Here is a 23011-nt window from a genome sequence, read left to right on the forward strand (position 1 = left end):
ATGTCACGTAAGGGCAATTGTATCGACAATGCGGCTATGGAGAGTTTCTTCGCCGTGTTGAAGTCAGAGTTCTTCTATCTCAACAAATTTAGCAGTGTTGAAGAACTGCAAGCAGGCATCAAGGATTATATTCACTACTATAATCACGACCGGATCAAGGTCAAACTAAAAGGACTGAGTCCTGTGCAATACAGAATTCAGTCCTTGGCTACTTAAATAATTAAACGTCCAACTTTACGGGGTCACTTCACAAGGTCCGCTTTTTTTCCTGCAGCCTGCATTAAGCTTAGCGCACTGCTGTATGCATGGATGCCGTATCCATCAAGAGTTCCGGGTCTTCGGCTTCTTCCACGGTTTCGTTATTCAAACGTCTTTGCATCTTGACGGTGTCCACATCATTCCCCCATTTGGCAACCACTACCGTGGCGACACCGTTGCCGATCAGGTTCGTCAGTGCACGTGCTTCTGACATGAAGCGGTCTATGCCGAGTATCAGTGCCAGGCCAGCAACCGGTACGCCGCCAACTGCAGACAGCGTCGCTGCAAGTACGATGAAACCACTACCTGTAATACCTGCCGCGCCTTTCGATGTCAGCAGCAAGACTGCCAGCAAAGTGATTTGCTGCATCAGGGTCATCGGTGTGTCTGTAGCCTGGGCAATAAATACCGCAGCCATGGTCAGATAGATAGACGTGCCATCCAGATTGAAAGAGTAACCGGTAGGGATCACCAGGCCAACTACAGATTTTTTCACACCCAGGTTTTCCAGCTTGGCCATCATGCGTGGCAACACTGATTCTGAAGAAGAAGTGCCGAGTACGATGAGCAATTCTTCCTTGATGTACTTGATGAATTTCCAGATGCTGAAACCATGCACCTTGGCGATAGTGCCAAGTACCACGAAGATGAAAATCAGGCAGGTTGCATAGAAAGTTGCCATCAGGAAACCGAGTTGCACCAGCGAACCGACACCATATTTACCTATCGTGAAAGCCATCGCACCAAAGGCACCGATAGGAGCAACTTTCATGATATAGCCAACGATGACAAACAGCACGTGGGAGAATTTTTCAACCAGATCAAATACCAGCGTGCCACGACCGCCAAAACGGTGCAAAGCAAAACCAAAGAAGATGGAGATCAACAAGACCTGCAGTATCTCACCCTTGGCAAAAGCATCGGTGAAAGTAGTAGGGATGATTGCCATCAGGAACTCTGTCGTGGTCTGCATCTTGCCAGGACCGGCAAAGGCAGCGATGCCCTTGGTGTCGAGCGTATGCACATCGATATGCATGCCGGCACCGGGTTGCACCAGATTCACAATGATGAGGCCAATGATCAGTGCCAGGGTGCTGACAACTTCAAAATACAGCAATGCCATGCCACCTGTCTTGCCGACTTTTTTCATGTCTTCCATACCGGCAATACCAACTACCACAGTACAGAAAATAATCGGTGCGATCATCATCTTGATGAGCTTGATGAAACCGTCACCAAGAGGCTTCATGGCGGCGCCGGATTCAGGATAAAAATGGCCAAGCATCACGCCCAGAATGATGGCGGTGATGACTTGAAAATACAGGGATTTGTAGAAGGCTTGAGCTTTCATCCTTGGTCTCCTTGGGATGGTAGAAAGTCTCGCACATCATGTAATCCGGTGGCGAGCACGTTGAGGGATATTTTTTCCCTTCAGTGCACGCATTATGGAAAATCCCAGTGGCAGCCACAATTGTGGCTTTCCACAGTGACTAATTTTTATGCAGCAATATGTTGTCTTGATGCAGAAGAATGCGTTGCCTGATGCTGAATAATGCGACCCAGTAAACGCATCGCATCATCCAGATCCTGGGTATATGGGATGCCGCAATTGAGACGCAAAAAATGATCAAAACGATTTGAATTGGAATACATCAAACCTGGCGAAACCAGGATACTCTCCTCTAGAGCGGCATCAAAAACAGCGCGGGAAGACGTGCCTGTCGGCATCTCCACCCACAAGGAAACACCACCGGCTGGCATGGTCACGCGCGTGTCTTCCGGGAAGTAAGTGGCTATCGCTTCAGCCATTTTTTCTCTTTGCACGGCGAGGCTGCTACGTAGTTTCCGCAGGTGCCTGTCATAAGCTGATGACAGCAAAAAAGTCGCTGTGACTATCTGTGACAATTCTTCGTTATAACGCGTGTGTGCATACTTCAGCATGTTCACCCGTTCTTGCCAGCGGCCTGCCAGTATCCAGCCTACGCGCATGCCGGGAGCAAGTATCTTGTGCACGGAGGCGCAGTAAATCACGTTGCCGCTATGGTCCCATTGTTTGAGTGCGGTTGGTATCTTGTCGCCATCGGCGAGCGCGCTGTAGGAGTCATCTTCTATCAGCGGTATGCCTTGCTTTTCACACAGCGCCACCAGCTTTTGCTTGTGCTGGTCAGGCATCATGCTGCCCAGCGGGTTTTGCAAATGCGGCACCACCACGACTGCCTTGATATTGTCATAGGTTTGCATCGCCAGCTCCAGCGCTTCGACAGAAATGCCGGTACTCGGACTGGTCGGTATTTCCAGCGCCTTCATGCCCAGGCTTTCGAGCACCTGCAAGAGGCCATAAAAAGTTGGCGATTCGACAGCGATGACATCGCCCGCTTGCGCCACCGCACGCAAGGCCAGGTTCAGGGCTTCGATACAGCCATTGGTGATGATGACCTGGTCAGCCGAGGTACTGATGCCAGAATCGAGTGCGCGCTTGGCCAGTGCCGCTTTCAGTTCGCGATTACCGCCCGGCGTAATTGCCTTGGTCAGCAGTTCAGGATAGCGGCGCAAGGTGCTGACAGTCAGGCTGCGTAATTGCTGGTGCGGGTACAGGGCAGGGCCGCCAGTTGCGCGTGCCAGATTGCATTTCACCAAGCGCTGGCCCTGAGCGATGATTTCAGAGACTTTTTCATGAATGCCGACAAACTGTGCCGGGTCGATGATCTTGCCTATGGTTGGTTCCTGCGCCGGTATCAGGCGCACCCGGCGTGGCTGCCGCACAAAATAGCCGGAACGCGGGCGCGCTTCCAGCCAGCCCTCGGTCTCCAGCTGGCGACAGAGCTGCAAGGCCGTCGATAGACTGACACCATGCACATGCATGAGTTTGCGCACCGAAGGCATGCGGTCACCCAGTTTGAGCGTTCCGCAACGGATAGCATTCAGATAATGGTCGGCCAGTTGCCTGTAGAGAGGTAGGGTTTGCATAGCTTGACGATGTAAAGATGCTCAGGGCCTGCACAGATACAGTTCAGGGCTAACGATACAATAACAGATTATGAATTCGCTGTCTGATGCGATACAGATGTGTATTTTCTGTGTCTGTGCAGGTCCGCAGGCCAGGCCTATCCTGATGCCTGTATCCAAAGCTCTTTTTGGATCATTTTCAGGAGCATTACCATGCATAGCAATAGCATCAGGCAAGACCAGAGCATGCACTGCCTGTTAGCGGCAGGCAGCACCTTATATGTAAAGACAGGGAAGCTGCGTTTAATTGCCTGGCCGCAATTTGTCGAGGGGCTGGCATGGCAGGCCGACACGGTATTGGACACAGGCAGTGTGTATCAGGTGCCCAATGATGGCTGGGTAGAATTGCGGGCGTTGCAGGCTAGTGATGTACTGTTGCATAAGCCAGAGCCTGCACACTGGCGGCACGCGCTGGTACAGGCCTGGCAATCATTACGGGCGGGCTGGCGTGGTCACCAGCCGCACTAAGGAAAATTAAGAGAAATTAAGGGAATTAAGGGAAAAACTCTTTCAGCAAAAAGTTTTCCAGCTCGGCAGAATCTTCTGGCCGGGCTGACTTGACGATGACGCGGCCCAGCCGGCGGGATTCCCAGTTGAAGTCGCCCTTGTATTCCATACGTATGATTTCTATCATGCGGCGCACTACTGCCAGGCGTACGTCACCACCAAGGCCGGCATCGACTTCAAAGGACTGCTTGCCATTCGAAGCAATGACACGGGTGTTCCAGCCACGGAAAGTGAAGTTGGCTACCCGCGTGCCTACTGTCCCCAGTTCAAACACCCCGCTGCCGCCACCACGGTTGGCTGCTTGCTGCATGCTGCGTTTGACATTGGCTTCGGCCACTTCCTGTGGAGTCATGCCGCGGCCTGCCTGACGCGCGCCTTCATTTTCCTGGGCGGCGGCCTGTTCTGCCGGACGGCGGCGTTCACGCGCAGCATTGGCCAGGGCCATCATGTCCATTTCTGGCGGCGTCTCTTTGGCTTGTGGCGGCGGCGGTTGTGCTATTGGCGAGTCTGTGACTGGCGGTGGCGGTATCTTGGGTCGGGTGATTGCGTTTTTGGATGGTGGCACCCGCACCGGCTTGGATTCAGCTTTTTGCTTTTGTGGCGCAGTTGCCTGCTTGGGGGCTTTGGCCACCTTGTCCATGATAAAGACCATGGGCTCACTGGAACCAGCCTTGTCGAGTTTCTTCTTGATCACATTCATATGCAGCAAGAAGTAAAGCAAGAGCCCGTGGACCAGCAAAGCCAGCAAGATGCCGAACATATTCGCAGGGCGAAACCGGATATGCAAATGAATCTCGCCCGGCAGGGCAACTTCATCCTCAGGCGCTTCTATGCTCAACTTCATGGACTATATGAACCGGTGTGCAGAATTTCAAGGTGGCAAGGATACCTCAAACTATGTCTCTCCCTGTAACAAAGATTGTCTGTCGCTGAATCGGCAAACCGGCGCATGCTGATAAAAAACGAAAGTGTAACAAATGACGCGCCCGGTTTTTGAATCTTTAATGCTATTTACATTTGCAAGTAACAAACTATATAGAAAATTAGCCTAACTCCTGACAACTGCTTACAAATGGGTAATAAGTAATTTACATGGCTGTTCTAGTCTGCATTCTGGGTAGCAAGAATGAATAATCTAGACCCACCTACCAATACAGGGAGACAGAACATGGAAGAGCAGCTAATCGCCACGGATATGAATACTCAGACCGTAGCGGATCAGAATACGTTCAATCAACAGGCAGAATTGAAGGCAGCGGCGCTGCTGGCATCGACGGCCTTGCTGGCCGCGTGCGGTGGCAGCAATACTACGGCGCAAAATGACACTGGCAGCAATGCTGCCATGGCGGCACCGCCGGAACAACCAGCGCCGGCGCCCGACCCCAGTGCGGCAGCAATTACCGCCAGCGAGGCTGCGCGCTTCCTGGCTCAGGCCAGCATGGGTACCAGCCGTGCCCAGATCGCCAGGGTACAGGCCCTCGGTTATGCAGGCTGGATAGATGAACAACTGAGCCTGCCTGGTAATGGCACGCGCTGGGATTGGCTGGTGTCCAAGGGCTTTAACGATATCAGCTACCGCAACAGTCAGGCAGGTTTTGATTCCACCGCCTGGCGCAAACTGATCAGCTCGCCCGATACCCTGCGCCAGCGCTTCACTCTGGCCTTGTCAGAAATTATCGTGGTTTCCATCGATGGCCTCATCGATGGTGGCTGGAAGGCATTTGCTGCAGCGGCCTGGCTGGACATGCTGGAAGTAAATTGTTTTGGCAATTACCGCGGCTTGCTGCAAATAGTCTCGACCAGCCCTGCCATGGGGCAATACCTGACCTTCCGTGGCAATGCCAAATATAATGCGCAAACCGGTGCCATGCCGGATGAAAACTATGCGCGTGAACTGATGCAATTGTTCAGCATAGGTTTGCTCGAACTCAAGCTCAATGGCACGCCGCGCCAGCAAGATGGCAAGAATATAGAAACCTATGATCTGACCGATATCACAGGTCTGGCACGTATCTTCACAGGCTGGGATTTTGACCTCGCTGGTGGCAAGGCCGACAAGCCTGACTTCTTGCACAGACCCATGACACAGGTACCGATCAGGCATGAGACCGGTGCTTCCACTTTTCTTGATAAAACCGTAGGCGAAGGGCTCAATGGAGCCGATGCACTGAGTGCCGCACTCGACATCATTTTTGCCCATGACAATGTGGCACCCTTCATCAGCCGCCAGCTGATACAAAGACTGGTGACCAGCAATCCCTCAACTGGCTATGTCTCCAGAGTTGCTACGGTATTCAATGATGATGGCAGCGGCTCAGCCAGCAAGAAAGGCAATCTGACAGCCGTATTGAAAGCCATATTGCTCGATGACGAGGCGCGCAAGCCAGCTAATCTCAGTGACCCGCAGTTTGGCAAATTGCGTGAACCCATGCTGCGTTTCCTGGCCTGGGCGCGTGCCTACAATGTCACGGCAACCAATGATATCTGGAACCTGGGCAACACCAGTGATCCTGCTACCAGGCTGGGGCAAAGCCCCTTGCGTTCACCATCGGTGTTCAATTACTTCCGCCCCGGTTATGTGCCGCCCAATACTGCTATAGCAGCAGCCAGCCTGGTCGCGCCCGAGTTACAGATCACCAATGAATCTTCAGTCGTTGGCTATGTAAATTACATGCAGCGCGCTATCAGCAGCGGCATCAGTGATCTCGTGCCTGATTACAGCAGCCTGACGCCGCTGGCAGATACCGCGCCCGCCCTGCTTGATGAAATCAACCTGGTGCTGGCAGCCGGGCAGTTAAGTGCGGCGACTTTGCAAAACCTCAGCACGGCTGTCGATAGCATGCCGCGTGGTACAGATACCCGCCGCAAACAAAGAATCTATGCGGCACTGACTCTGGTGCTGGCTGCTCCCGAATTCATCGTTCTCAAATGAGCGCACTTGCGCGCCAATAATAATTTGCTGCCATCACTACAGGAAAGCATCATGAAAAATTCAAATACGATGAATGCCTCACGCCGCGCATTCTTGCAACGTGCTTCTGCACTCTCCATCGCCGGTGTCGCCACACCCTGGGCGTTGAATCTCGCTGCCATGGCCGAAGCCTCAGCCGCCACGGCTGACGATTACAAAGCCATCGTCTGTGTATTTTTATATGGCGGTAATGATTACGCCAATACGCTCGTGCCTTACGACAGCGCCAACTACGCCGCTTATTCGCGTCTGCGCCCGACGCTGGCCTATGGACGCGACAAACTTGATGCAACAGCCTTGCAGGGTGTGAATGTGCCGGTCGATAGAAACGGTGTCAGTCACCAGTATGCGCTGGCACCTGAGCTGGCACCGCTGCTGCCCATCTTCAATACAGGCAAGATGGGTATCATGCTCAATGTCGGCACCCTGATACGGCCTACTACCAAGCTGGAATATACGAACAAGACCGCGATGTTGCCGCCCAAGCTGTTTTCGCATAATGACCAGCAATCGGTATGGCAATCATCTGCAGCCGAAGGGGCAACATCGGGCTGGGGCGGGCGCATGGGTGACCGCTTTGTGGCGGGCAATGGCAATGCGACTTTCACATGCGTGAATGTCTCCGGCAATGCAATTTACTTGTCTGGCAATACTGCCGTGCAATACCAGGTTTCGACCAATGGTTCCGTGCCACTTGCAGGTTTGCAGGCGCCGCTGTTTGGTTCTGCCGCCTGTTCCACGGCTTTGCAAAATCTGGTCACGCAGGCCCGCACGCATTTGTTTGAAAATGAATATACCCGCGTCAGCAAACGCTCGATCGATGCCAATGATGTCCTGACCACCGCATTGGCGGGGGCACCAGCAATCAACACGCCATTCAATGAAGACAACAACCTGGCCATGCAATTGAAGATGGTGGCGCGCATGATTTCCTGTGCCGGTGCCTTGGGCGCAAAACGCCAGGTGTTCTTTGTTTCCATGGGTGGCTTTGATACCCATGATGGTCTGGTCAGCACTCATCCGGGTTTGCTGGCCAGTGTAGCCGAAGCTCTCAATTCATTTTATGAAGCGACCAAGGAATTGAAGGTCGATAGCAAGGTTACCGCATTCACCGCTTCCGATTTTGGCCGCACCCTGACCGGTAATAATGATGGCTCTGACCATGGCTGGGGCAGCATGCATTTCATGCTCGGTGGTGCAGTCAACGGCAAGCGCTATTACGGTACCACCGCTGGTGGCTACCGATAGTGATGACGATGTAGGGCAGGGGCGTCTGTTGCCGACCACCTCGGTCGATCAATATGCCGCCACGCTGGGCAAGTGGCTGGGTGTATCAGATACGGACATGCTGGATTTGCTGCCCAACCTCAAGTATTACGATGCGAGCCAGCGTTATCTTGGATTTGTCTGACTGTTTTTGTCTTCAGATCAGGCCAAACCAGCCCAGTGCAGCACCACCCGCCAGTAGCCACAGCAAATGCAGGCGGGTGCGCCAGACTACGACGGTGCAGACTACGGTCATCAGCCATAAAGGCCAGTCCCTGCTGGCCTGGTCATGCGATGCTGCCATGATCCAGCCGGTAGCAAGCAAGAGGCCGATGACTATCGGTGCCATGCCCAGCTTGAACGCGCGCACACTGCGCAACTCACGGTTGGCATGGCCCCAGCTTGCTGCGACATAAGTCAGGGTGGTGCTGGGCAAGAGTATGCCTGTCATGGCGACGAAAACACCTATCAATGCTGTCCACATGCCACCTGCATTCATGCCCACGTTCCAGCCCATCAGGGCGATGAACAAGACATTCGGGCCGGGGGCAGCCTGGGCAATCGACACAGAGGCATTGAATTGCGCATCCGTCAGCCAGCTCTGTTGCGTGACCAGGTAACGGTGCATGTCAGGCAGAGTGGAAATCGCCCCGCCTATCGACAACAGGGAAAGCATCATGTAATGCAGGAACAACTGCAACCAGTCATGCCAGTTCATCGTAATGTGCAGGGCACCATGCAGGGTATCAGGCATTATTTCAGCCTCCGGTAAACCAGTGCGCAGGTGATGGTGCCGAGGGTGAACAAGACATAGGCCAGCGGCAGGCGCAAGAGAGCGATGCCGGCAAAACACAGTGCGCTGAAAACCAGCGCAGTAAGTCTGCCAACAGGATTATTTTTGAGCGCCGGTACCAGCTTGAGCGCTGTCGCAATGATCAGGCCGGCAGTCACCGCACTCATGCCACGTAGCGCACCGACTACCTGAGGATATTGTGAAAATTGCGCATACACCACCGCCAGCATCACGACGATCAGCAAGGGCACTGACAACATGCCAGCCAGCGCTGTCATGGCACCGGCAAAACCGAAATGGCGATGGCCTATCATCAGCGACAGATTCACGACATTCGGCCCCGGCAAAATCTGTGCAACAGCCCAGTCTTCGACGAATTCTTCCATCGTCATCCAGCGTTTCTTTTCCACGAGTTCGCGCTGTACAACCGCGAGTACGCCACCAAATCCTTGCAATGCCAATAAGGTAAATGAAATATACAAATCCGCAAGGGAGGTAGGTCGCTGGCTGGCAAGTTCTGTGGACATGATGATGGCAGCCTGGCGGCTTGGCATAGGGCAGGCTTACATTGTAAAGCAGGAGTGAAAATGCTGCTGGGCAAATATTTCATCTATTCAAATTTCCGCAGATATCGCCATGCCCAGCGAAGCACCTGATGCATAAAAAGTAAGGACTTGTATCAATTGAAACGAAGTCATGCACTTGCTTAATTGTCAGTCAACTTTGCGCTACAGTGTTTTTATTTTACTGGTCAAAATCATGAGCGAAGACAAGATAGTCATGTATGAAGGTGCCAGCCCTGCTATGCAGGCGGCGGCTGAACAGGCGCGCGAGACTTTCAAGTATTTCTGGCGCGAGCTGTCATGGGAGTACCGACGCATTATTCCCGGACTAGGCCTGGCTGCAGTCAAGGTCGCGTTTGCGACTGACCCGGGTAGTGAAGGGCCAGAAGTCGAGCACATGTGGATCAATGAAATACAGTTTGATGGCGACACCGTCTCAGGTGTTTTGCTGAACAATCCGCAATGGCTGGACAGCATTGGCGCTGGCGATCCTGTCAGTGTCCCGCTGGCGGAGATCGGTGACTGGATGTACACCATCAACGGTAAAGTATATGGTGGTTACAGTATTGATGTCATGCGCAGCGACATGTCAAAAGCCGAACGCGATGATCATGACCAGGCCTGGGGTCTGGACTTTGGCAAGCCAGGTGAAGTCATGATCGTGCCCACCGCTACGCAAGAAAAACAGGGCTTTTTATCTGGCCTGTTTGGTAAAAAAGAACAGCCCATTATTCTCAACACAGCAGACTTGCCTGAACATCCCATGAGTGAAAACATGGCTGAGAAAATGGAGCAGGGTTTGCGGGATGAACCAGCGTTTACCCGCAGCGTCGATGCTGATGGCTGGACCCTGCTTCAGAGAGACGCACTGGCAGGTAATCTCGCGCCGGTGAGTTTGCTGGTCAAACATGGTGCTGATCCAGGCGCGCTCAATCCCAAAGGCGAATCTGCACTGGATCTGGCACGCAAGATGGGCTGGCCGCGGATAGTTGCCTTGCTTGAAAAGAAATTCCATTAAGCGTTTTTTCAAACACAAGAAAAAATCACGATTCTCTTTGCTTATGGTGTGCGCGTATGCGCGCACGCCATTCACCCAGCACGGTCAGTGCACTCTGAAATTCTTTTTCTATCAGGTCGGCTTCTGCATCCGTAATCACACCATCGATCAAGGCAGTTGATACTGCCTCTGCTACGTCGCCAACGCGGCTCATGACGCGGCAGACTGTTTGCGACAAATCATCTTCACTGACCTGGTCAGGCTCAGGTATCACAAATGCTGCCATGCCATGACGGCTTAACAGCGCATGTAGTGGCAGATGGGCATCTTTGACGCCCGCGTCATGACAGAGTTCAACGATCAGCGAGAGTTCTTCAAACGAAGGGTAGTGTGACTCTATGCCCGGTGCCAGCTTGTTGCGCAAGACATTCACCGAGACTTCCATGCGGCCCGCCAGGGCTTCCAGGCCACCAGGATAGGCGCGCGCAATCTTGTACAAGGCGTCGTGCTGGTTCATGTCTGAATATTTTCGTGTCATGGTGAATTCCCTAATTTATTACCGATGATCTTTGTGTTTTTGCTCACTATGATGACATCCATCAAGCGTTGAGGGATTGTACAGATAGCTTAACCATATTTCTATAGATGAGAACCATGAACAGTTTTAATAACAAATTAATAGCAATCATGCTGGCGCTGGTCTTGCCACTCTCGGCCAGCCTTGCGCATGCTGCCGGGCGTTCATCCGCGTCTTCTGGCGGTTTTCGTGGTGGCTTCTCTTCGCAAAGAAGTATCAGCAAGCCTGCACCATCGGCACCCTCCAAGACAGGATTTGGCAGCTTCAATACCAGCAAGCCTGCGTATGCAAGCAAGAAGTCTGATTCTGCACTGAACCGTGACCTGGAAAAAAATCAGGCACAGGCAAATGCGCAAAAGAGCATGGATGCACGCCAGCAGACAGCGCAGCAAAGCCAGCGGGGCTTTGGCAATAGTGTCAGTGGCAACAATGGTGTTAATAACAGCGGCAATCAACAGGCTGCCAATCAGTCTGCCAACCAGCCTGCCAATCAGTCTACATATGCAACACCACCTGTGACGCAATCCGCACCGGTCATGATGCAGCCGCAGGTCGCGCAGAGAGGCAGTGGCATTTTGCCTGCCGTTGTCGGCGGCGTGATACTGGGTAGTGTTATGAGTCACCCTCAGGCAGCAGAAAACCGCCAGTCCCAGCAACTGGAACCGATTGCCAATATCGGGACAGGCAGTAGCAAGGATGAGGTCGCCAGCAGCGCTGCCGCAGTGGGTGACAAGACACTTGCACTGAGCAGTTCAGATGCAGAAAACGCAGCGGCCACAGTAACAGCGACAGCGACCAAAGTGACCCAGGAGAACGGTGATTTTAAATTGCTGCGCACCGTTCTCGTCATCTTGCTGTTCGCTGCGCTGGCCTGGGCAGGCTGGCAATTCCTGCTCAGCAGACGCAACAGGCGCAATAAGCGCAATAAGCAAGACAGTGCAGTTCATTACAGTTTAGGAGGAAATTAATACCATGGCCTGGAAAGATGCATATCAGTATGTAGGCAAGCTGTTCAACAAACACGACAAGGATGAACTGGTCGCAGATGACATGCATGCAGAGAGTGGCAGGCAGGATGCTTCCCTGCCACTGGGTGCGCGTATAGGCAGTGTCGTCAATTTGCAAAAGACACCGTTGATACGTGCCATCAGCCAGGGTTCGTTGATCGCCATGCCGGATGAAGCTGAAACCCGCATCGTTGCCATCAGCCGTGTGCAACTGCCGATCAGCGGCAAGATGTACCGCTATTACCTGAACCGCGACGCCGATGGTAACAATGGCGGCGAGAAATTCCTGCAGCTGTATTGCGATGCCAGCGGTGAATTGCAAGAGCTCTTGTATTGCAGCCACCTGACAAGACTGATACCGGAAACCGTCGAAGACCAGCAAGCCTTTCTCGGTGAAAACGGTGCTGGTCTGGGCGACCGCAATTACAGCCTGTGGCGCGAGCAACTGGTGGGCATAGGCTGGGATGAGGCCAGCCTCGACAGTGTATTTGCTGATGCTGACAGTCTGCAATATGAACGCGATGCCGGTGACCCGGCCCAGGAATTCGTTGCTCCCTTTAAAGGAGTGGAAACCCGCATCGATGATGCAGCAGGCAAACTCGGCTTGCAACAGGATGTGGTCTTCATGCCTTACCGCAGGAGTTTGAGTGAGGCTGGTGAGCAGTCCGAATTACTGCTGATCAGCACCGAGATTTTACGCAGCAAGGATGGCAGCAGCAAGCGCGACATCCATGTTGATTTTATGATTGCCCTACCCCTGGAGGCGGAAAGGCTGCTGGTGCAATAGCACCGTTTTGATGTAGTACCCGTAATACTGTATTTGACCATTACCGCATCACACACTGAGAGGATTACCATGAGCAATATGAATGGCTGGGGCCTGACCGCACGTTTGATTTCCAAACACTTTGGCGCACTCGGCGACAAGATCTCTGAAGCGATCGCCAATTTTGATCCTGAGACAGCGACCGAAGCTGACCGTGACCGTCTGGCAGCCGCCCTGCGTGATACGGCACAAAAACTGGCCGCGGCCCGCGCCTCTTTCGACAAAGAGCATAATGATGTAGTGCGCCTGCGTGAGCTGATTGCGAACGATGAAAAAGCCTCGGCAACACTGGCAGACCGTCTTGCGGCAGGCAAGATTTCTGAAGCAACGGTCAGCCTGTTCTGTGATGAGCTTGAAGCCAACAAGGCACGTCTGCCACTGGAAATTCAGGAAGAAGCAGATGCCAGAGAATACATGGATGAATTGCAGAAGATCGTCGATGCCTTCTCCAAACAACTGGCAGACTTTGATGCTGCTGCGAAAAAAGCCCTGCAAAGCCTGGCTGCGGCCAAGGCACAGAAAGACTTGCAGCAACTGCGCATGGACAGACAGGAGCAACTCAGCAGCCTGTCCAGCATGGCCAGCCATTCAAGTGCCTTGAATGCCCTGACCCGCCGTGCGCAGACAGTCAGTAACGAAGCAGCAGGTTTGCGCATCGTTGCCGATATTGCACAAAAACCGCTGGACCAGGCGGCAGAGATTGACGCCATCCGCAAATCGGTGGCGCAGGCTGATACCGCCGGTGAGAGCACGCTGGAAAGACTCAAGCGTCTGTCCAGCCAGACCGCAACAGCGGCCTAAGCCTGTCTGCTGACCCTTTGGGTCAGCAGTGTCAGCCAGCGGTCTGCACCGGTGACTTCGCTGATGACTTGCGAAAAGTCACAGACGGTGCGGGCCGCTCTTTCGAGTAACTGTATGTCGGCTTCATGCTGGCGTGCCACATGCGGGTCTTCGAGGAACAGGATGCGGCGTATCTGCCGGTCGAGCACCAGCTCTGCCAGTTGCGCATCCCCACCGAGGGGGCCGGAAAGATAAGGGGTGACCCAGTTCTTTCCAGCCTCTTCTCCCTTGATTTTTTGTGCCAGCTTGTTCAGCAGGCCACCGGTGGTGCCGGTTGCATAGCGGTGACCAAAGCTGTCGAGCAGCGCAAAGTGTTTCTCTGCCATGAGCAGCATGCTGTCCTTCATCGCATCATGGGCGATCAGGGCGATACCTTCATTTTGTAATTCAAAAGTCGGGTTCAGTTTGTGGTCTGTTGCTGCACCGCTTGCCGTGGCTTCGAGTTCCAGCCATTCCCTGGCGCTGGCCAGCGTCGCCAAAAAAGGTTTACGGTGTATCACGCACTGACGCTTGAGTGCATGGGCTTCCGGGAAAACCGAAGAAGGATCGACCGGATCTATCAGGTAAATCACCGCATCCACCGCCCTGGCCGGGTCTTTATCGACCACCCTTGATACCAGTTTCATGAGCCCACCTTCGCGGCCATAGGGAAAACGCTCGACCGCAGGGCAGCTTTCCAGCAGGCCATGTGAAATAATGGCGTCCAGAGTACGCCCGACGATGACTAGTTCAGCCTGCAGATGTCTTAGCGCTGGTCCGCCACCATGTAGTAGCTGCACCAGTGCAGAATTCGGGGCGTCCTGGTGAGATCGGTTGGCAATCAATCCTATGCGTAGCTTTTTTGCTGAGGTCACGGCATCTGCTTTCATGGCTGGTGGGGAAACTGTCTGTCCCTGTAGTTTACTCTCAGAGTGGCTGCACTTGCTGACTGGTGGCTACATTTTGTTACCTAATCCAACAGTCGAGACACACGCAAAAGGCAGGATAGGCGTAGCATTCTGTACATGAAGTAAAACAGGTGAGGATAAAATGAAAAAATGGCGGCATCTGCTGATGGTGCTCATGATCATGACGACCTGTGCCTCGGCTTTGGGTGACGATGATTTTGATGATGAAATGCAAGTCCGGCGCTGGGCCCTGCTAGGGGACACGCAGGCACAGAATATGTTGGGCTTGCTCTACCTTGAGCCCAGTGAGAACCTGCAAAATCCTCAGGAAGCAGCTTACTGGCTGGAACAGGCAGCCGACCAGGGACATGCCGGTGCCCAGGCTAACCTCGGTGTCATGTACCTGACAGGCGAGGGTGTCGACACTGATGAAGGCCAGGCCTTCCGCCTGTTCCGCCGCGCTGCCCTGCAAGGTCTGACTTCTGCCCAACTGGCCCTGGGCTATATGTATGCCAACGGCAAGGGCGTGGAAGAAAATCCCGAAGAAGCGGTATTCTGGTATCAACAGGCTGCTCATCAAGGTAATGCCAGTGCCCAGCATTACCTGGCGCTGGCCTTGCAGGATGGTACCGGGATAGAAAAAAATGTTGCGCAGGCTGCTCACTGGGAAACGCTGGCCGCTGACCAGGGTTTATCAAGTGCCCAGTTTCAAATGGGTTTGCGTTATTTACATGGTGATGGAGTAGAGCGTGACACGGTGACAGGCTACCGTTATCTGCTCAAAGCCAGTGTCAAGGTTGGCAGCATGGCGATGGATAGCCGCGAACTGGTCAGCAATGACCTGACCAGTGAACAGATTGCCGAGATTCGCGATGATTCACGCTACTGGAAAACGCATCTTTGATTTGCCCTGATGCTCAAATGCACAAATGAAAAAATGCCGCTCATTTTTAGCGGCATTTTTTTATGTGTCCGGCAATTTAGCTTATTTTCAGCGCAAATCTCAGCGCAAATAACGCTGTTCAAATTCTTCTGCCGACATCGCGTGGGCAAACAGATAGCCCTGCATTTCTTCGCATTGCAGTTGCTGCAAAAAATCCCTTTGCATCTGGGTTTCGACGCCTTCGGCAATCACGCGTAATTTCAGGGCATGGGCCAGGCTGATGATGGCGGTGACTATTGCGATATCGCTTTCATTGCCGGGCAAGTCATTGATGAATGAGCGGTCTATCTTGAGTTTGTAGATAGGGAAGCGTTTCAGGTAACTGAGGCTGGAATAACCGGTACCAAAATCATCAATCGCCAGCTTGACGCCGAGGGCTGCCAGGGCTTCCAGTTTTCTCAGTGCATCTTCTGCATCCTTGATGAGTATCGACTCTGTCAATTCCAGTTCTATGCATTGTGGCTGCAAGTCATGTTCCTGCAAGGCTGCCGCAATGCTATCGACAAAATTGGCTTGCTGGAATTGCAGTGCAGAGACATTGATCGCCACCCGCATGGACTTGCCATCACGGTTCCATAAGGCGGCCTGCCGTATCGCTGTTTGCAGGACCCAGTTACCTATGGGGACAATGACGCCCGATTCTTCTGCCACCGGTATGAATTGTGAAGGACTGACTTCGCCCAGGTCTTTGTCCGTCCAGCGCAATAAGGCTTCGACACCCAGCAACTTGCCGGTAGCCAGCTCTATCTGAGGCTGGTAATGCAAGCGGAATAACTCATGTTCCAGTGCTTGCCGCATGGCATGGTCGAGCTTCATGCGTGACAACAGACCGATATTCATCTGGCGCTGGTAAAAACGGAAGTCTGAACGCCCGCGTTCCTTGACGTGGTACATGGCACTGTCGGCATTCTTGATCAGGTCAGCCATGCTTTGTCCGTCTGCCGGATAAAGCGCAATGCCTATGCTGGCCGTCACAGTGAAATTCATGCCATCCAGTGAAAACGGTGCGGACAATTCTTCCAATACTCGCCTGGCACAAATCTCTGCGCCTTCGGCATCTGCTTCATGCAGGAGCAAGACAAATTCATCGCCGCCCAGTCGCGAGGCAGTATCCACCTGGCGTATGCATTTCTTCAACCGTTCTGTGACTTGCAATAGCACCCGGTCACCAAAGGGGTGGCCGAGGGCATCGTTGATTTGCTTGAAATGATCAAGGTCGAGAAATAGCAGGGCAAAGGTCGAATGATTGCGGCTGGAAATCGTGATCGCCTGGCGTATGCGTTCATCCAGCAAAAGTCGGTTGGGCAAGCCTGTCAGCACGTCTGTGAAAGCCAGTTCCTCTATCTTCTGTTTTGCCGTATGGGTTTCGGTCCTGTCCTTGAAAAAACCTATGTAGTGCAAAGCACCACCTTGGGCATCGGCGACCTTGACCAGCGAAATCATGCACAGATAAGCATGACCATTCTTGCGGCGGTTCCACAATTCTCCTTCCCAGAAACCCAGGTTTTCCAGCTCATTGAGCAGGTTCTCCACCTGGGTGGCATTGCCTTCCATGGAAAAAAATTCCCTTGGCGTCTTGCCCAGCATTTCCTGTTCGGTATAACTGCTGAGACGTTCGAAACTGGGGTTGGTAGTGACTATTTTCTGTTCTGCATCGGTAATGAAAATCGCATCGGTACTCGATTCAAATACCTTGGCTGCCAGGCGCAGGCGTGCCTCATCTGCCAGGCGCTGCGTGATATCGCGGTAAGAATAAACCCGGCCTATCGGGCGTCCCCGTGCATACTGCGGCAGCGTCACTCTCTCGAGTATCTTGCCAGAGCGCAGGGTCAGTACATCGGTGGCTTCCATCAACGGCGAGCGGGTGATGGTACCCAGTCTTTCTTCATACTGGCGGGCATCAAGCATGCTCTTGTCCATCCAGGCATAGATGGCTTTGTCATCACGCTGTGTCATCAACCCGTCTGGCAAGCCCCATAGTTCAGCGAACAAATGGTTGTAACTGCGTATCGCACCATCAAGATCGGTGACCAGTATGCCGTCTGCCGTGGATTCCAGTGTGGCGCGCAGTTCGGCGATCAATTTTTCAAGCTCGTTCTCGACCTGGCGCTGACTGGAATGGTCATTGATGGCGACCACATAGACTGAGCTGTCCAGCCCCATTCTGAGCAGGGTTACCCGCCTTTCTATCTGGACTATGCTGCCATCAGCACGTTTCAGCAAGGTTTCGGAATGGATGTTTTCTGATAAACCTGCCGCCACATCTTCCCAGAAGAACACATCTTCAGGTGCCGCCGCCAAATCAACGATGCCCTTGCCAAACAGGCTGCCGGGCGGGACTTGCAGCAAGTGATGGATAGACTTATTGGCCGCGACTATACGCAGCTGTATGGGATCGACCAGTATCACTGCTTCCAGCAAACCTTCTATTAGTGATTGCCAGGGATGGGCTTTCATACGGCTGCCCCATCTTCGGTACGCGTTTCGGCCTCCAGCCCGCGTTCGAAGAAATAGCACAGGCGTTTGCGCGGCGACAAATAATCATAAGCCGCCTTCGGCAGTTGCAGCGGCTTTAAGCTGCGGTGTATGCACAGCGTGCTTTCATGCTCCAGATTGATGACCAGTGCCTCGTCACGAGGTATGGCCGAATTGTGGATGACTACCTTGGGTTTGATGGGCCGCGCAGAATTGACCGATACCACCATGGCGTAACGTTCATCTGTCAGTTGCACGACTGAGCCCGGCGGATAAATACCCATCATGCGGATAAAGGCGGTCAGGGTGGGGGCATGAAAGCGTGGTTTATGCTGGGTAAAAATCTGCGACAGCGCCTCATGCGGCGTGACTGCAAATGCCGGGTTGGCCGGATTACACAGATTATCGTAATGATTGACCAGCGCAACGATGCGGCTGATCGCGCTCAGTTTGTCACCCTGTACCTTGCTGGGGTAGCCCGTGCCATCGGCATGCTCATGATGCTGGGCAATGGCCAGCATGACATTCGCCGACAAGCCCATTTTGCGTGCCATTGCCAGACTATGCAGTACATGTTCATGATACAGCTCACGCTCGGCATGATTGAAATGCTCATCCTGCCAGCGCAGGCGGTCGGGTAATTCCATCTTGCCTATGTCATGCAGAATGGTGGCGACACCCAGGTCCAGCATCTCTGCCTTGCTCAAATGCAGCGCCCGGCCCAGCAAGAGTGAAATGACGGTCACATTGATGGAATGCAGCGAGGTTTTTTCACCGGCTTTTTCTGACAGCAGGCGTATCGCTGCTTCATCTTCACCGAGTATCTGGCCCAAGAAACCTTGTATCAATTGTTCGGCCAGTTCTTTGGCCTGGGAAGGCTGGGAATGGAGCAGATCCGTGACCTGCTTGAAGGTTTGTGCCGCGTGGGCAAACTGGCGCTCACAGACTTGCAGGCTGGCTTGCTGGCTGGCCAGCAATTCTCTTCTTTGCCGGGCAGCAAAGGCCGCAGGACTTTCAGTGGCCTTGATTTCCTGTTGGGCGGGCTGTTGTTCGGCAGTGCTGCTGGTTTCCGGCGTGCTTTTATCCGGCGCATAGCGTATACGCTCCAGACCCAGCGAACGTATGGTATCGATTTGCGACTGATTGCTGATCTTGAAATTAGAAACCGGGAAGGGATGGTCCATCCAGCCCACGTCCAAATAGACAAACATGCCTATGCGCAGTTGGCCAAGCTCAATAAACTGTGTATGAATATCAGTCATGACACCGGTGTCCGGAAATGTGACGCTTGAGCTCGGTTTTTAGCGTAGCTACTGCTGGCAGCGCGATGTGTTACGCGCAGCTTTATTCTGCATGTTACATCAGCTTTTTGTGTGTCTGTCTACAATTCCGGGGTGAATGTGGGTTTTATGCTCAAATTGTGCTGGTTCTGATGCAAAACAGGGATTTTTTGCCTTATTCAAGGCTTGGCACACTCACAGACGTCATTTCCCTTATCGAAAATGATACGCCAGACCCCCGGGCTTTCTTGCCGCCATATTGAAGTAAAGGTTGCCACCAGTTTACCTTGCGGGTCACGCACCGGTCCACTGCTGAGTGCCAGCTTGCCCGATTCCAGCACTTCTACTGTTTCCGGTGCCCATGAAAAAGGGGCGGCAGCACCTTCATAAAAGCGTTTCCAGGCCGTTGCCACTTCCTGTTTGCCGTGCAAGACTTTTTTGGTCGAAAAAAAGATGGTTTCATCCGCCAGGAATTCAGTAAAAGCCTTGTGGTCACGCACTTCCATGGTCCTGGCGAAGGCGGCTTCAGTTTGCATGACTTGTTTGACCAGAGTGGCATTGTCATCAGCGGCATGTGCATGCAGGCTGATGATCATGCCAGCTAGCATGCAGGCGGCCAGCAGCAGGCGTGAGTAAATGGCAGTCATAAGAAACCCCTTCAGATAGACATCAGCTTACAGATTTAAAAGAAACTGGCAATTTGCTCCAGTGGCTTCTTTTGTATATTCGGTACCAGGCAATGCTCTGCCGGGTAGCCGACTACCAACAGGATATAAGGTTTTTCATTGTCTGGTCTTTGCAGCAACTGGTTCAAAAACCCCATGGGGCTGGGGGTATGGGTTAATGTTGCCAGGCCAGCCTGATGCAGGGCTGAAATCAAAAAGCCAGTCGCAATCGATACAGACTCAGGCACATAATAATTTTTGACAGCGCTGCCGTCATCCATGAGTGTGGCTTTTTGCCCAAAGATGGCGATCAGGTAAGGGGCAGTTTCCAGGAAAGGTTTGTCCGCGTCCGTGCCCAGTGGTGCCAGCGCATCTTTCCACTCCTGTGGGGCACGTCTGTCATAAAACTCGCGCTCTTCTATCTCTGCCTCTATGCGTATCTTGTGCTTCAGGGCGGGGTCGGTGACCACGGCAAAATGCCAGGGTTGGTGATTGGCACCTGACGGTGCTGTACCTGCTGTCAGCAAACAGGTTTCTATGACTGCGCGTGGTACGGGGCGGTCAGAAAATTCGCGTATGGTCTTGCGCCTTTTCATGTCCTCGTAAAAGCTTTGCGCACGTGCCAGCATTTCAGTTTCCGGGTAGGACTGATAAGTCGATAGCGGAATGAACTGTGGCGATCCCTGATTGAATGACAGTTTGCTCATGGCTTTTCCTTGCAATACTGGTGAAAGGGATGCGAAGCTTTAATCGTTACGGTTTTTCCTGAATGCCAGCCAACCGGCAATCGCAGTAAACGTCGCCACGATGGCAACGACTATCCAGAAACCATTTTCATGTTGCGCTAATGGCACGCCACCAACGTTCATGCCGAGCAGGCCGGCGATGATATTGATGGGCAGGGCCAGTACGGTGACGATCGTCAGCACGAACAGCGAGCGGTTATTCTGTTCATTGACACTGGCGGCGATTTCTTCCTGCAGGAGTTTAATGCGCTCCTGCAAAGAAGCCATGTCACTGAGCACCACGGCAAATTCTTCTGTCGATTGACGCAACTCCTGTACATCACGCTCAGCCACCCAGACCGGTGGTCTTTGCAGCAGACGGAACAGGGCGGCGGGTTCAGGAGCCAGCAATCTTTGCAGGCGCACCAGCACCCGCCGTAATTCGCCGAGATTGGCCCGTTTGTGATTTAAACGATCGGCCAGCAAATGGTCTTCGATGTCGTCGATCTTCTTGATGACATTGCGCACTATGCCTATCAGCACATCAGCCTGGTCACGCAATAAATGGGTCAGTAATTCTGTCGGTGAGCTGAAATGTTCACCCTGGTTCACCGCATTGCGCAACCGGTCTACCGACTTCAGCGGTTTGCGCCTGGCGCTGATCATGACATTGCTGCTGACATTCAGCCACAGGGTGGCAATGTCCGAGGCTTCAAAGGCAAAGTCATGCAAGACATCATTGACGACCGCGATCAGACTATGGTCAGCGTGTTCTATGCGGGTAGAACGTGAGCCTTCATGCAGGGTTTCAAAAAATTCGTCTGGCAGGGACGCATGTTCGCGCAGCCATTTTTCGGCAGCGACATTGGATAAATTGAAATGCAGCCAGATAAAAGAATCATCACGGCTGCTGTGCGGTGATTGCAGCCATTCGACCGCCTCTTTGGTATACAGGGGCTTGCCGGGCTGTTCATGTGCAAAAACATAGCCACAAATCAGCCCTGACTGATCTGAACCATACGATAAGTGATCTGTTTGCATTTGCTGTCCAGGCGAAGAAACTGGACACATTGTAAATCAGCCAAGCATGTTCATGCTTAGAACGTGTTTATGATCTGTAGCGAGCGTGCGTCAGCGGGGAGAAGAGCAGCGCAAAAAGCGGAATGTACTTGAGTACATGAGCATTTTGAGCAGCACATGAGCCCCGATCACGCTCGCGCAGTAAGATCATAACCACGTTCTTAGCCTATCAGCATGTTTTTGTAGGATTGCGAAGCCTGGCGTATGCAATCCTGGAAGGTCAGGGCTGCATGGGACAAAGGCCGGGTCTTGTTCCATATCATGCCTACCGGACTGGGCAGGTGACCCAGGTTCAGGGGCAGGATTTGCAAGACACCTTCAGACACCAGTTGGCGGGCCGCCGACAGCGACAACAAGCCCAGGCGTGGCGGTTCCATCAGCAAAGGCACGTTGACTGAGCGCGACACTGATTCGATGACGTCGGTAGGTTTGTTCAAGCCATTCTTGGCCAGCAGGTTGATCATGCGTTGATGCGTCGGTGATTCTTCTACCGACAAAATCCAGGGCAGGTTATTCAAATCCATCCAGGTCAGGTTATCGCGTCTTGCCAGAGGGTTCTTGCTGGACGTGACGATGACGAGTGGATCGTCATACAAAACCTCTTCCTGCAGATGTTCTGCCGCACGTTCAGAAAACACACGGCCTATGACCATGTCTATCTTGCCTTCGCGCAGTTCATGCAAGAGCTGATCAACCGTGCCATCCATGATGCACAAGGTGACATTGGGCCAGCTGGCCTTGAGTATCTTGACCGCCTTCGGAATGATGGTGGTCGAGACCACACTCAGGATGCCGACTGTGACTTTACCGACGGTGCCGGTAGCCAGTGAACGCATCTCCTGATGTGCTTTTTGTAAATTGAATAAGACTTCTCTGGCATGTCTGATAAGACATTCACCAGAGGGTGTTGGTTTTATACCACGGCCAGCACGTTCAAATAATTTGACACCTATTCCTTCTTCCATTTCACCCAGCATCTTGGAAACAGCCGGCTGGCTGACATGCAAAGTCGCCGCAACCTGAGCAACCGTCTGCTTATCCGCCAGTTCTACCAGCAGGCGCAGATGCTTGATCTTGAGTTGCCGGGCGAAGTATTTTTCTATGGGTAAGGTATCAATCATAACGATAATTATATACGTCTTTATGAAATTCTCATTGGACGGTAATGAAATTGTAATGGGATCATTCTGAGATGCAACAAAGTGTATCGAATTGTTAGTGTTGCGCAGACTGTGGAAAACCATAGGTTTTTGGCAAAACACTATCGCGTAAGAACAAGACGATATGCACATTGTTTAAGCAACGTTTAGGTTCGACCGCGAAACCTCAAGTCAGTTCAAGAGAC

At 52.8% G+C, this 23011-nt stretch carries 21 protein-coding genes and 1 pseudogene; 9 read left to right on the plus strand and 13 right to left on the minus strand.

Annotation, left to right across the window (positions count from 1 at the left end):
• Positions 1–216 (plus strand): transposase (locus ACO0LL_RS27050; protein ID WP_422953921.1); only part of this gene is annotated, 216 nt, incomplete at its 5' end.
• Positions 217–286: 70 nt separating this feature from the next.
• Here ACO0LL_RS27050 and ACO0LL_RS27055 read toward each other — a convergent pair.
• On the minus strand, positions 287–1609 hold the full coding sequence (locus ACO0LL_RS27055; protein WP_422953922.1) for a dicarboxylate/amino acid:cation symporter: 1323 nt from the start codon (positions 1607–1609) through the stop codon (positions 287–289).
• 146 nt (positions 1610–1755) lie between these two features.
• The gene (locus ACO0LL_RS27060) at positions 1756–3225 is read right to left on the minus strand and encodes a PLP-dependent aminotransferase family protein (RefSeq protein ID WP_422953923.1); all 1470 of its coding nucleotides are present in this window, start codon (positions 3223–3225) and stop codon (positions 1756–1758) included.
• Positions 3226–3417: 192 nt separating this feature from the next.
• Here ACO0LL_RS27060 and ACO0LL_RS27065 point away from each other — a divergent pair, with 192 nt between their 5' ends.
• The gene (locus tag ACO0LL_RS27065) at positions 3418–3732 is read left to right on the plus strand and encodes a hypothetical protein (RefSeq protein WP_422953924.1); all 315 of its coding nucleotides are present in this window, start codon (positions 3418–3420) and stop codon (positions 3730–3732) included.
• Positions 3733–3757: 25 nt separating this feature from the next.
• Here the strand turns inward: ACO0LL_RS27065 and ACO0LL_RS27070 are convergent, their stop codons facing one another.
• Positions 3758–4615: a hypothetical protein gene (locus ACO0LL_RS27070; RefSeq protein WP_422953925.1), complete on the minus strand. Its 858-nt coding sequence runs from the start codon at positions 4613–4615 to the stop codon at positions 3758–3760.
• A gap of 324 nt (positions 4616–4939) precedes the next feature.
• Between ACO0LL_RS27070 and ACO0LL_RS27075 the strand changes: the two genes are divergently transcribed.
• Together ACO0LL_RS27075 and ACO0LL_RS27080 are read left to right on the plus strand one after the other, a co-directional pair.
• Positions 4940–6703: a DUF1800 domain-containing protein gene (locus tag ACO0LL_RS27075; protein ID WP_422953926.1), complete on the plus strand. Its 1764-nt coding sequence runs from the start codon at positions 4940–4942 to the stop codon at positions 6701–6703.
• A 51-nt stretch (positions 6704–6754) separates the two neighbouring features.
• A pseudogene (locus tag ACO0LL_RS27080) lies at positions 6755–8153 on the plus strand (DUF1501 domain-containing protein).
• 12 nt (positions 8154–8165) lie between these two features.
• On the opposite strand, the gene ACO0LL_RS27085 reads toward ACO0LL_RS27080, so the two are convergent.
• Positions 8166–8762, minus strand: a complete 597-nt coding sequence (locus ACO0LL_RS27085) for a chromate transporter (RefSeq protein WP_422953927.1) — start codon at positions 8760–8762, stop codon at positions 8166–8168.
• Complete coding sequence (locus ACO0LL_RS27090; protein ID WP_422953928.1) at positions 8762–9328, minus strand: chromate transporter; 567 nt, start codon at positions 9326–9328, stop codon at positions 8762–8764. Before ACO0LL_RS27090 ends, ACO0LL_RS27085 begins: the two co-directional genes overlap by 1 nt.
• A gap of 232 nt (positions 9329–9560) precedes the next feature.
• Here ACO0LL_RS27090 and ACO0LL_RS27095 point away from each other — a divergent pair, with 232 nt between their 5' ends.
• On the plus strand, positions 9561–10382 hold the full coding sequence (locus tag ACO0LL_RS27095) for a DUF2314 domain-containing protein (protein WP_422953929.1): 822 nt from the start codon (positions 9561–9563) through the stop codon (positions 10380–10382).
• 25 nt (positions 10383–10407) lie between these two features.
• Here ACO0LL_RS27095 and ACO0LL_RS27100 read toward each other — a convergent pair whose 3' ends face one another.
• Positions 10408–10899 carry a phage regulatory CII family protein gene (locus ACO0LL_RS27100; protein WP_162043959.1) on the minus strand — a complete coding sequence of 164 codons (492 nt, stop codon included), beginning with the start codon at positions 10897–10899 and terminating at the stop codon, positions 10408–10410.
• A gap of 116 nt (positions 10900–11015) precedes the next feature.
• On the opposite strand from ACO0LL_RS27100, the gene ACO0LL_RS27105 reads away from it, so the two are divergent.
• The 3 genes from ACO0LL_RS27105 to ACO0LL_RS27115 all read left to right on the plus strand — a co-directional run bounded on the left by ACO0LL_RS27105 (position 11016) and on the right by ACO0LL_RS27115 (position 13572).
• Positions 11016–11906 (plus strand): hypothetical protein, encoded by an 891-nt coding sequence (locus ACO0LL_RS27105; RefSeq protein WP_422953930.1) that lies wholly within the window; start codon positions 11016–11018, stop codon positions 11904–11906.
• Between the two features lie 4 nt (positions 11907–11910).
• Positions 11911–12732, plus strand: a complete 822-nt coding sequence (locus tag ACO0LL_RS27110; protein ID WP_422953931.1) for a hypothetical protein — start codon at positions 11911–11913, stop codon at positions 12730–12732.
• A 69-nt stretch (positions 12733–12801) separates the two neighbouring features.
• Positions 12802–13572, plus strand: coding sequence for a hypothetical protein (locus ACO0LL_RS27115; protein ID WP_422953932.1), 771 nt, complete (start codon positions 12802–12804; stop codon positions 13570–13572).
• Here the strand turns inward: ACO0LL_RS27115 and ACO0LL_RS27120 are convergent.
• Positions 13569–14480: a methylglyoxal synthase gene (locus ACO0LL_RS27120; RefSeq protein ID WP_422953933.1), complete on the minus strand. Its 912-nt coding sequence runs from the start codon at positions 14478–14480 to the stop codon at positions 13569–13571. The two genes, ACO0LL_RS27115 and ACO0LL_RS27120, sit on opposite strands and share 4 nt — an antisense overlap.
• Before the next feature lie 160 nt (positions 14481–14640).
• On the opposite strand from ACO0LL_RS27120, the gene ACO0LL_RS27125 reads away from it, so the two are divergent.
• The gene (locus ACO0LL_RS27125) at positions 14641–15402 is read left to right on the plus strand and encodes a tetratricopeptide repeat protein (RefSeq protein WP_422953934.1); all 762 of its coding nucleotides are present in this window, start codon (positions 14641–14643) and stop codon (positions 15400–15402) included.
• 99 nt (positions 15403–15501) lie between these two features.
• On the opposite strand, the gene ACO0LL_RS27130 is transcribed toward ACO0LL_RS27125, so the two are convergent.
• From ACO0LL_RS27130 to ACO0LL_RS27155, 6 genes are all read right to left on the minus strand, one after another.
• On the minus strand, positions 15502–17898 hold the full coding sequence (locus ACO0LL_RS27130) for a sensor domain-containing protein (protein WP_422953935.1): 2397 nt from the start codon (positions 17896–17898) through the stop codon (positions 15502–15504).
• Positions 17895–19178, minus strand: a complete 1284-nt coding sequence (locus tag ACO0LL_RS27135) for an HD-GYP domain-containing protein (protein ID WP_422953936.1) — start codon at positions 19176–19178, stop codon at positions 17895–17897. Before ACO0LL_RS27135 ends, ACO0LL_RS27130 begins: the two co-directional genes overlap by 4 nt.
• Positions 19179–19375: 197 nt before the next feature.
• Positions 19376–19843 carry a YybH family protein gene (locus tag ACO0LL_RS27140; protein ID WP_422953937.1) on the minus strand — a complete coding sequence of 156 codons (468 nt, stop codon included), beginning with the start codon at positions 19841–19843 and terminating at the stop codon, positions 19376–19378.
• Positions 19844–19878: 35 nt separating this feature from the next.
• Positions 19879–20568, minus strand: a complete 690-nt coding sequence (locus tag ACO0LL_RS27145; protein WP_422953938.1) for a nitroreductase family protein — start codon at positions 20566–20568, stop codon at positions 19879–19881.
• Between the two features lie 39 nt (positions 20569–20607).
• Positions 20608–21627 (minus strand): transporter, encoded by a 1020-nt coding sequence (locus tag ACO0LL_RS27150; RefSeq protein ID WP_422953939.1) that lies wholly within the window; start codon positions 21625–21627, stop codon positions 20608–20610.
• 200 nt (positions 21628–21827) lie between these two features.
• Positions 21828–22787 (minus strand): LysR family transcriptional regulator, encoded by a 960-nt coding sequence (locus ACO0LL_RS27155; RefSeq protein ID WP_422953940.1) that lies wholly within the window; start codon positions 22785–22787, stop codon positions 21828–21830.
• Positions 22788–23011 lie beyond the last annotated feature (224 nt).

The organism is Undibacterium sp. TC4M20W (assembly GCF_049340245.1).
In the GTDB taxonomy this organism is placed as follows: Bacteria; Pseudomonadota; Gammaproteobacteria; order Burkholderiales; family Burkholderiaceae_D; genus Undibacterium.

Coding starts and splice junctions, on each gene's coding strand:
- ACO0LL_RS27110 (WP_422953931.1), top strand. CDS start 11,911: ATGGCCTGGAAAGATGCATATCAGTATGTAGGCAAGCTGTTCAACAAA.
- ACO0LL_RS27100 (WP_162043959.1), bottom strand. CDS start 10,899: ATGACACGAAAATATTCAGACATGAACCAGCACGACGCCTTGTACAAG.
- ACO0LL_RS27070 (WP_422953925.1), bottom strand. CDS start 4,615: ATGAAGTTGAGCATAGAAGCGCCTGAGGATGAAGTTGCCCTGCCGGGC.
- ACO0LL_RS27145 (WP_422953938.1), bottom strand. CDS start 20,568: ATGAGCAAACTGTCATTCAATCAGGGATCGCCACAGTTCATTCCGCTA.
- ACO0LL_RS27085 (WP_422953927.1), bottom strand. CDS start 8,762: ATGCCTGATACCCTGCATGGTGCCCTGCACATTACGATGAACTGGCAT.
- ACO0LL_RS27155 (WP_422953940.1), bottom strand. CDS start 22,787: ATGATTGATACCTTACCCATAGAAAAATACTTCGCCCGGCAACTCAAG.
- ACO0LL_RS27095 (WP_422953929.1), top strand. CDS start 9,561: ATGAGCGAAGACAAGATAGTCATGTATGAAGGTGCCAGCCCTGCTATG.
- ACO0LL_RS27060 (WP_422953923.1), bottom strand. CDS start 3,225: ATGCAAACCCTACCTCTCTACAGGCAACTGGCCGACCATTATCTGAAT.
- ACO0LL_RS27140 (WP_422953937.1), bottom strand. CDS start 19,843: ATGACTGCCATTTACTCACGCCTGCTGCTGGCCGCCTGCATGCTAGCT.
- ACO0LL_RS27125 (WP_422953934.1), top strand. CDS start 14,641: ATGAAAAAATGGCGGCATCTGCTGATGGTGCTCATGATCATGACGACC.
- ACO0LL_RS27075 (WP_422953926.1), top strand. CDS start 4,940: ATGGAAGAGCAGCTAATCGCCACGGATATGAATACTCAGACCGTAGCG.
- ACO0LL_RS27120 (WP_422953933.1), bottom strand. CDS start 14,480: ATGAAAGCAGATGCCGTGACCTCAGCAAAAAAGCTACGCATAGGATTG.
- ACO0LL_RS27055 (WP_422953922.1), bottom strand. CDS start 1,609: ATGAAAGCTCAAGCCTTCTACAAATCCCTGTATTTTCAAGTCATCACC.
- ACO0LL_RS27150 (WP_422953939.1), bottom strand. CDS start 21,627: ATGCAAACAGATCACTTATCGTATGGTTCAGATCAGTCAGGGCTGATT.
- ACO0LL_RS27065 (WP_422953924.1), top strand. CDS start 3,418: ATGCATAGCAATAGCATCAGGCAAGACCAGAGCATGCACTGCCTGTTA.
- ACO0LL_RS27135 (WP_422953936.1), bottom strand. CDS start 19,178: ATGACTGATATTCATACACAGTTTATTGAGCTTGGCCAACTGCGCATA.
- ACO0LL_RS27130 (WP_422953935.1), bottom strand. CDS start 17,898: ATGAAAGCCCATCCCTGGCAATCACTAATAGAAGGTTTGCTGGAAGCA.
- ACO0LL_RS27090 (WP_422953928.1), bottom strand. CDS start 9,328: ATGTCCACAGAACTTGCCAGCCAGCGACCTACCTCCCTTGCGGATTTG.
- ACO0LL_RS27105 (WP_422953930.1), top strand. CDS start 11,016: ATGAACAGTTTTAATAACAAATTAATAGCAATCATGCTGGCGCTGGTC.
- ACO0LL_RS27115 (WP_422953932.1), top strand. CDS start 12,802: ATGAGCAATATGAATGGCTGGGGCCTGACCGCACGTTTGATTTCCAAA.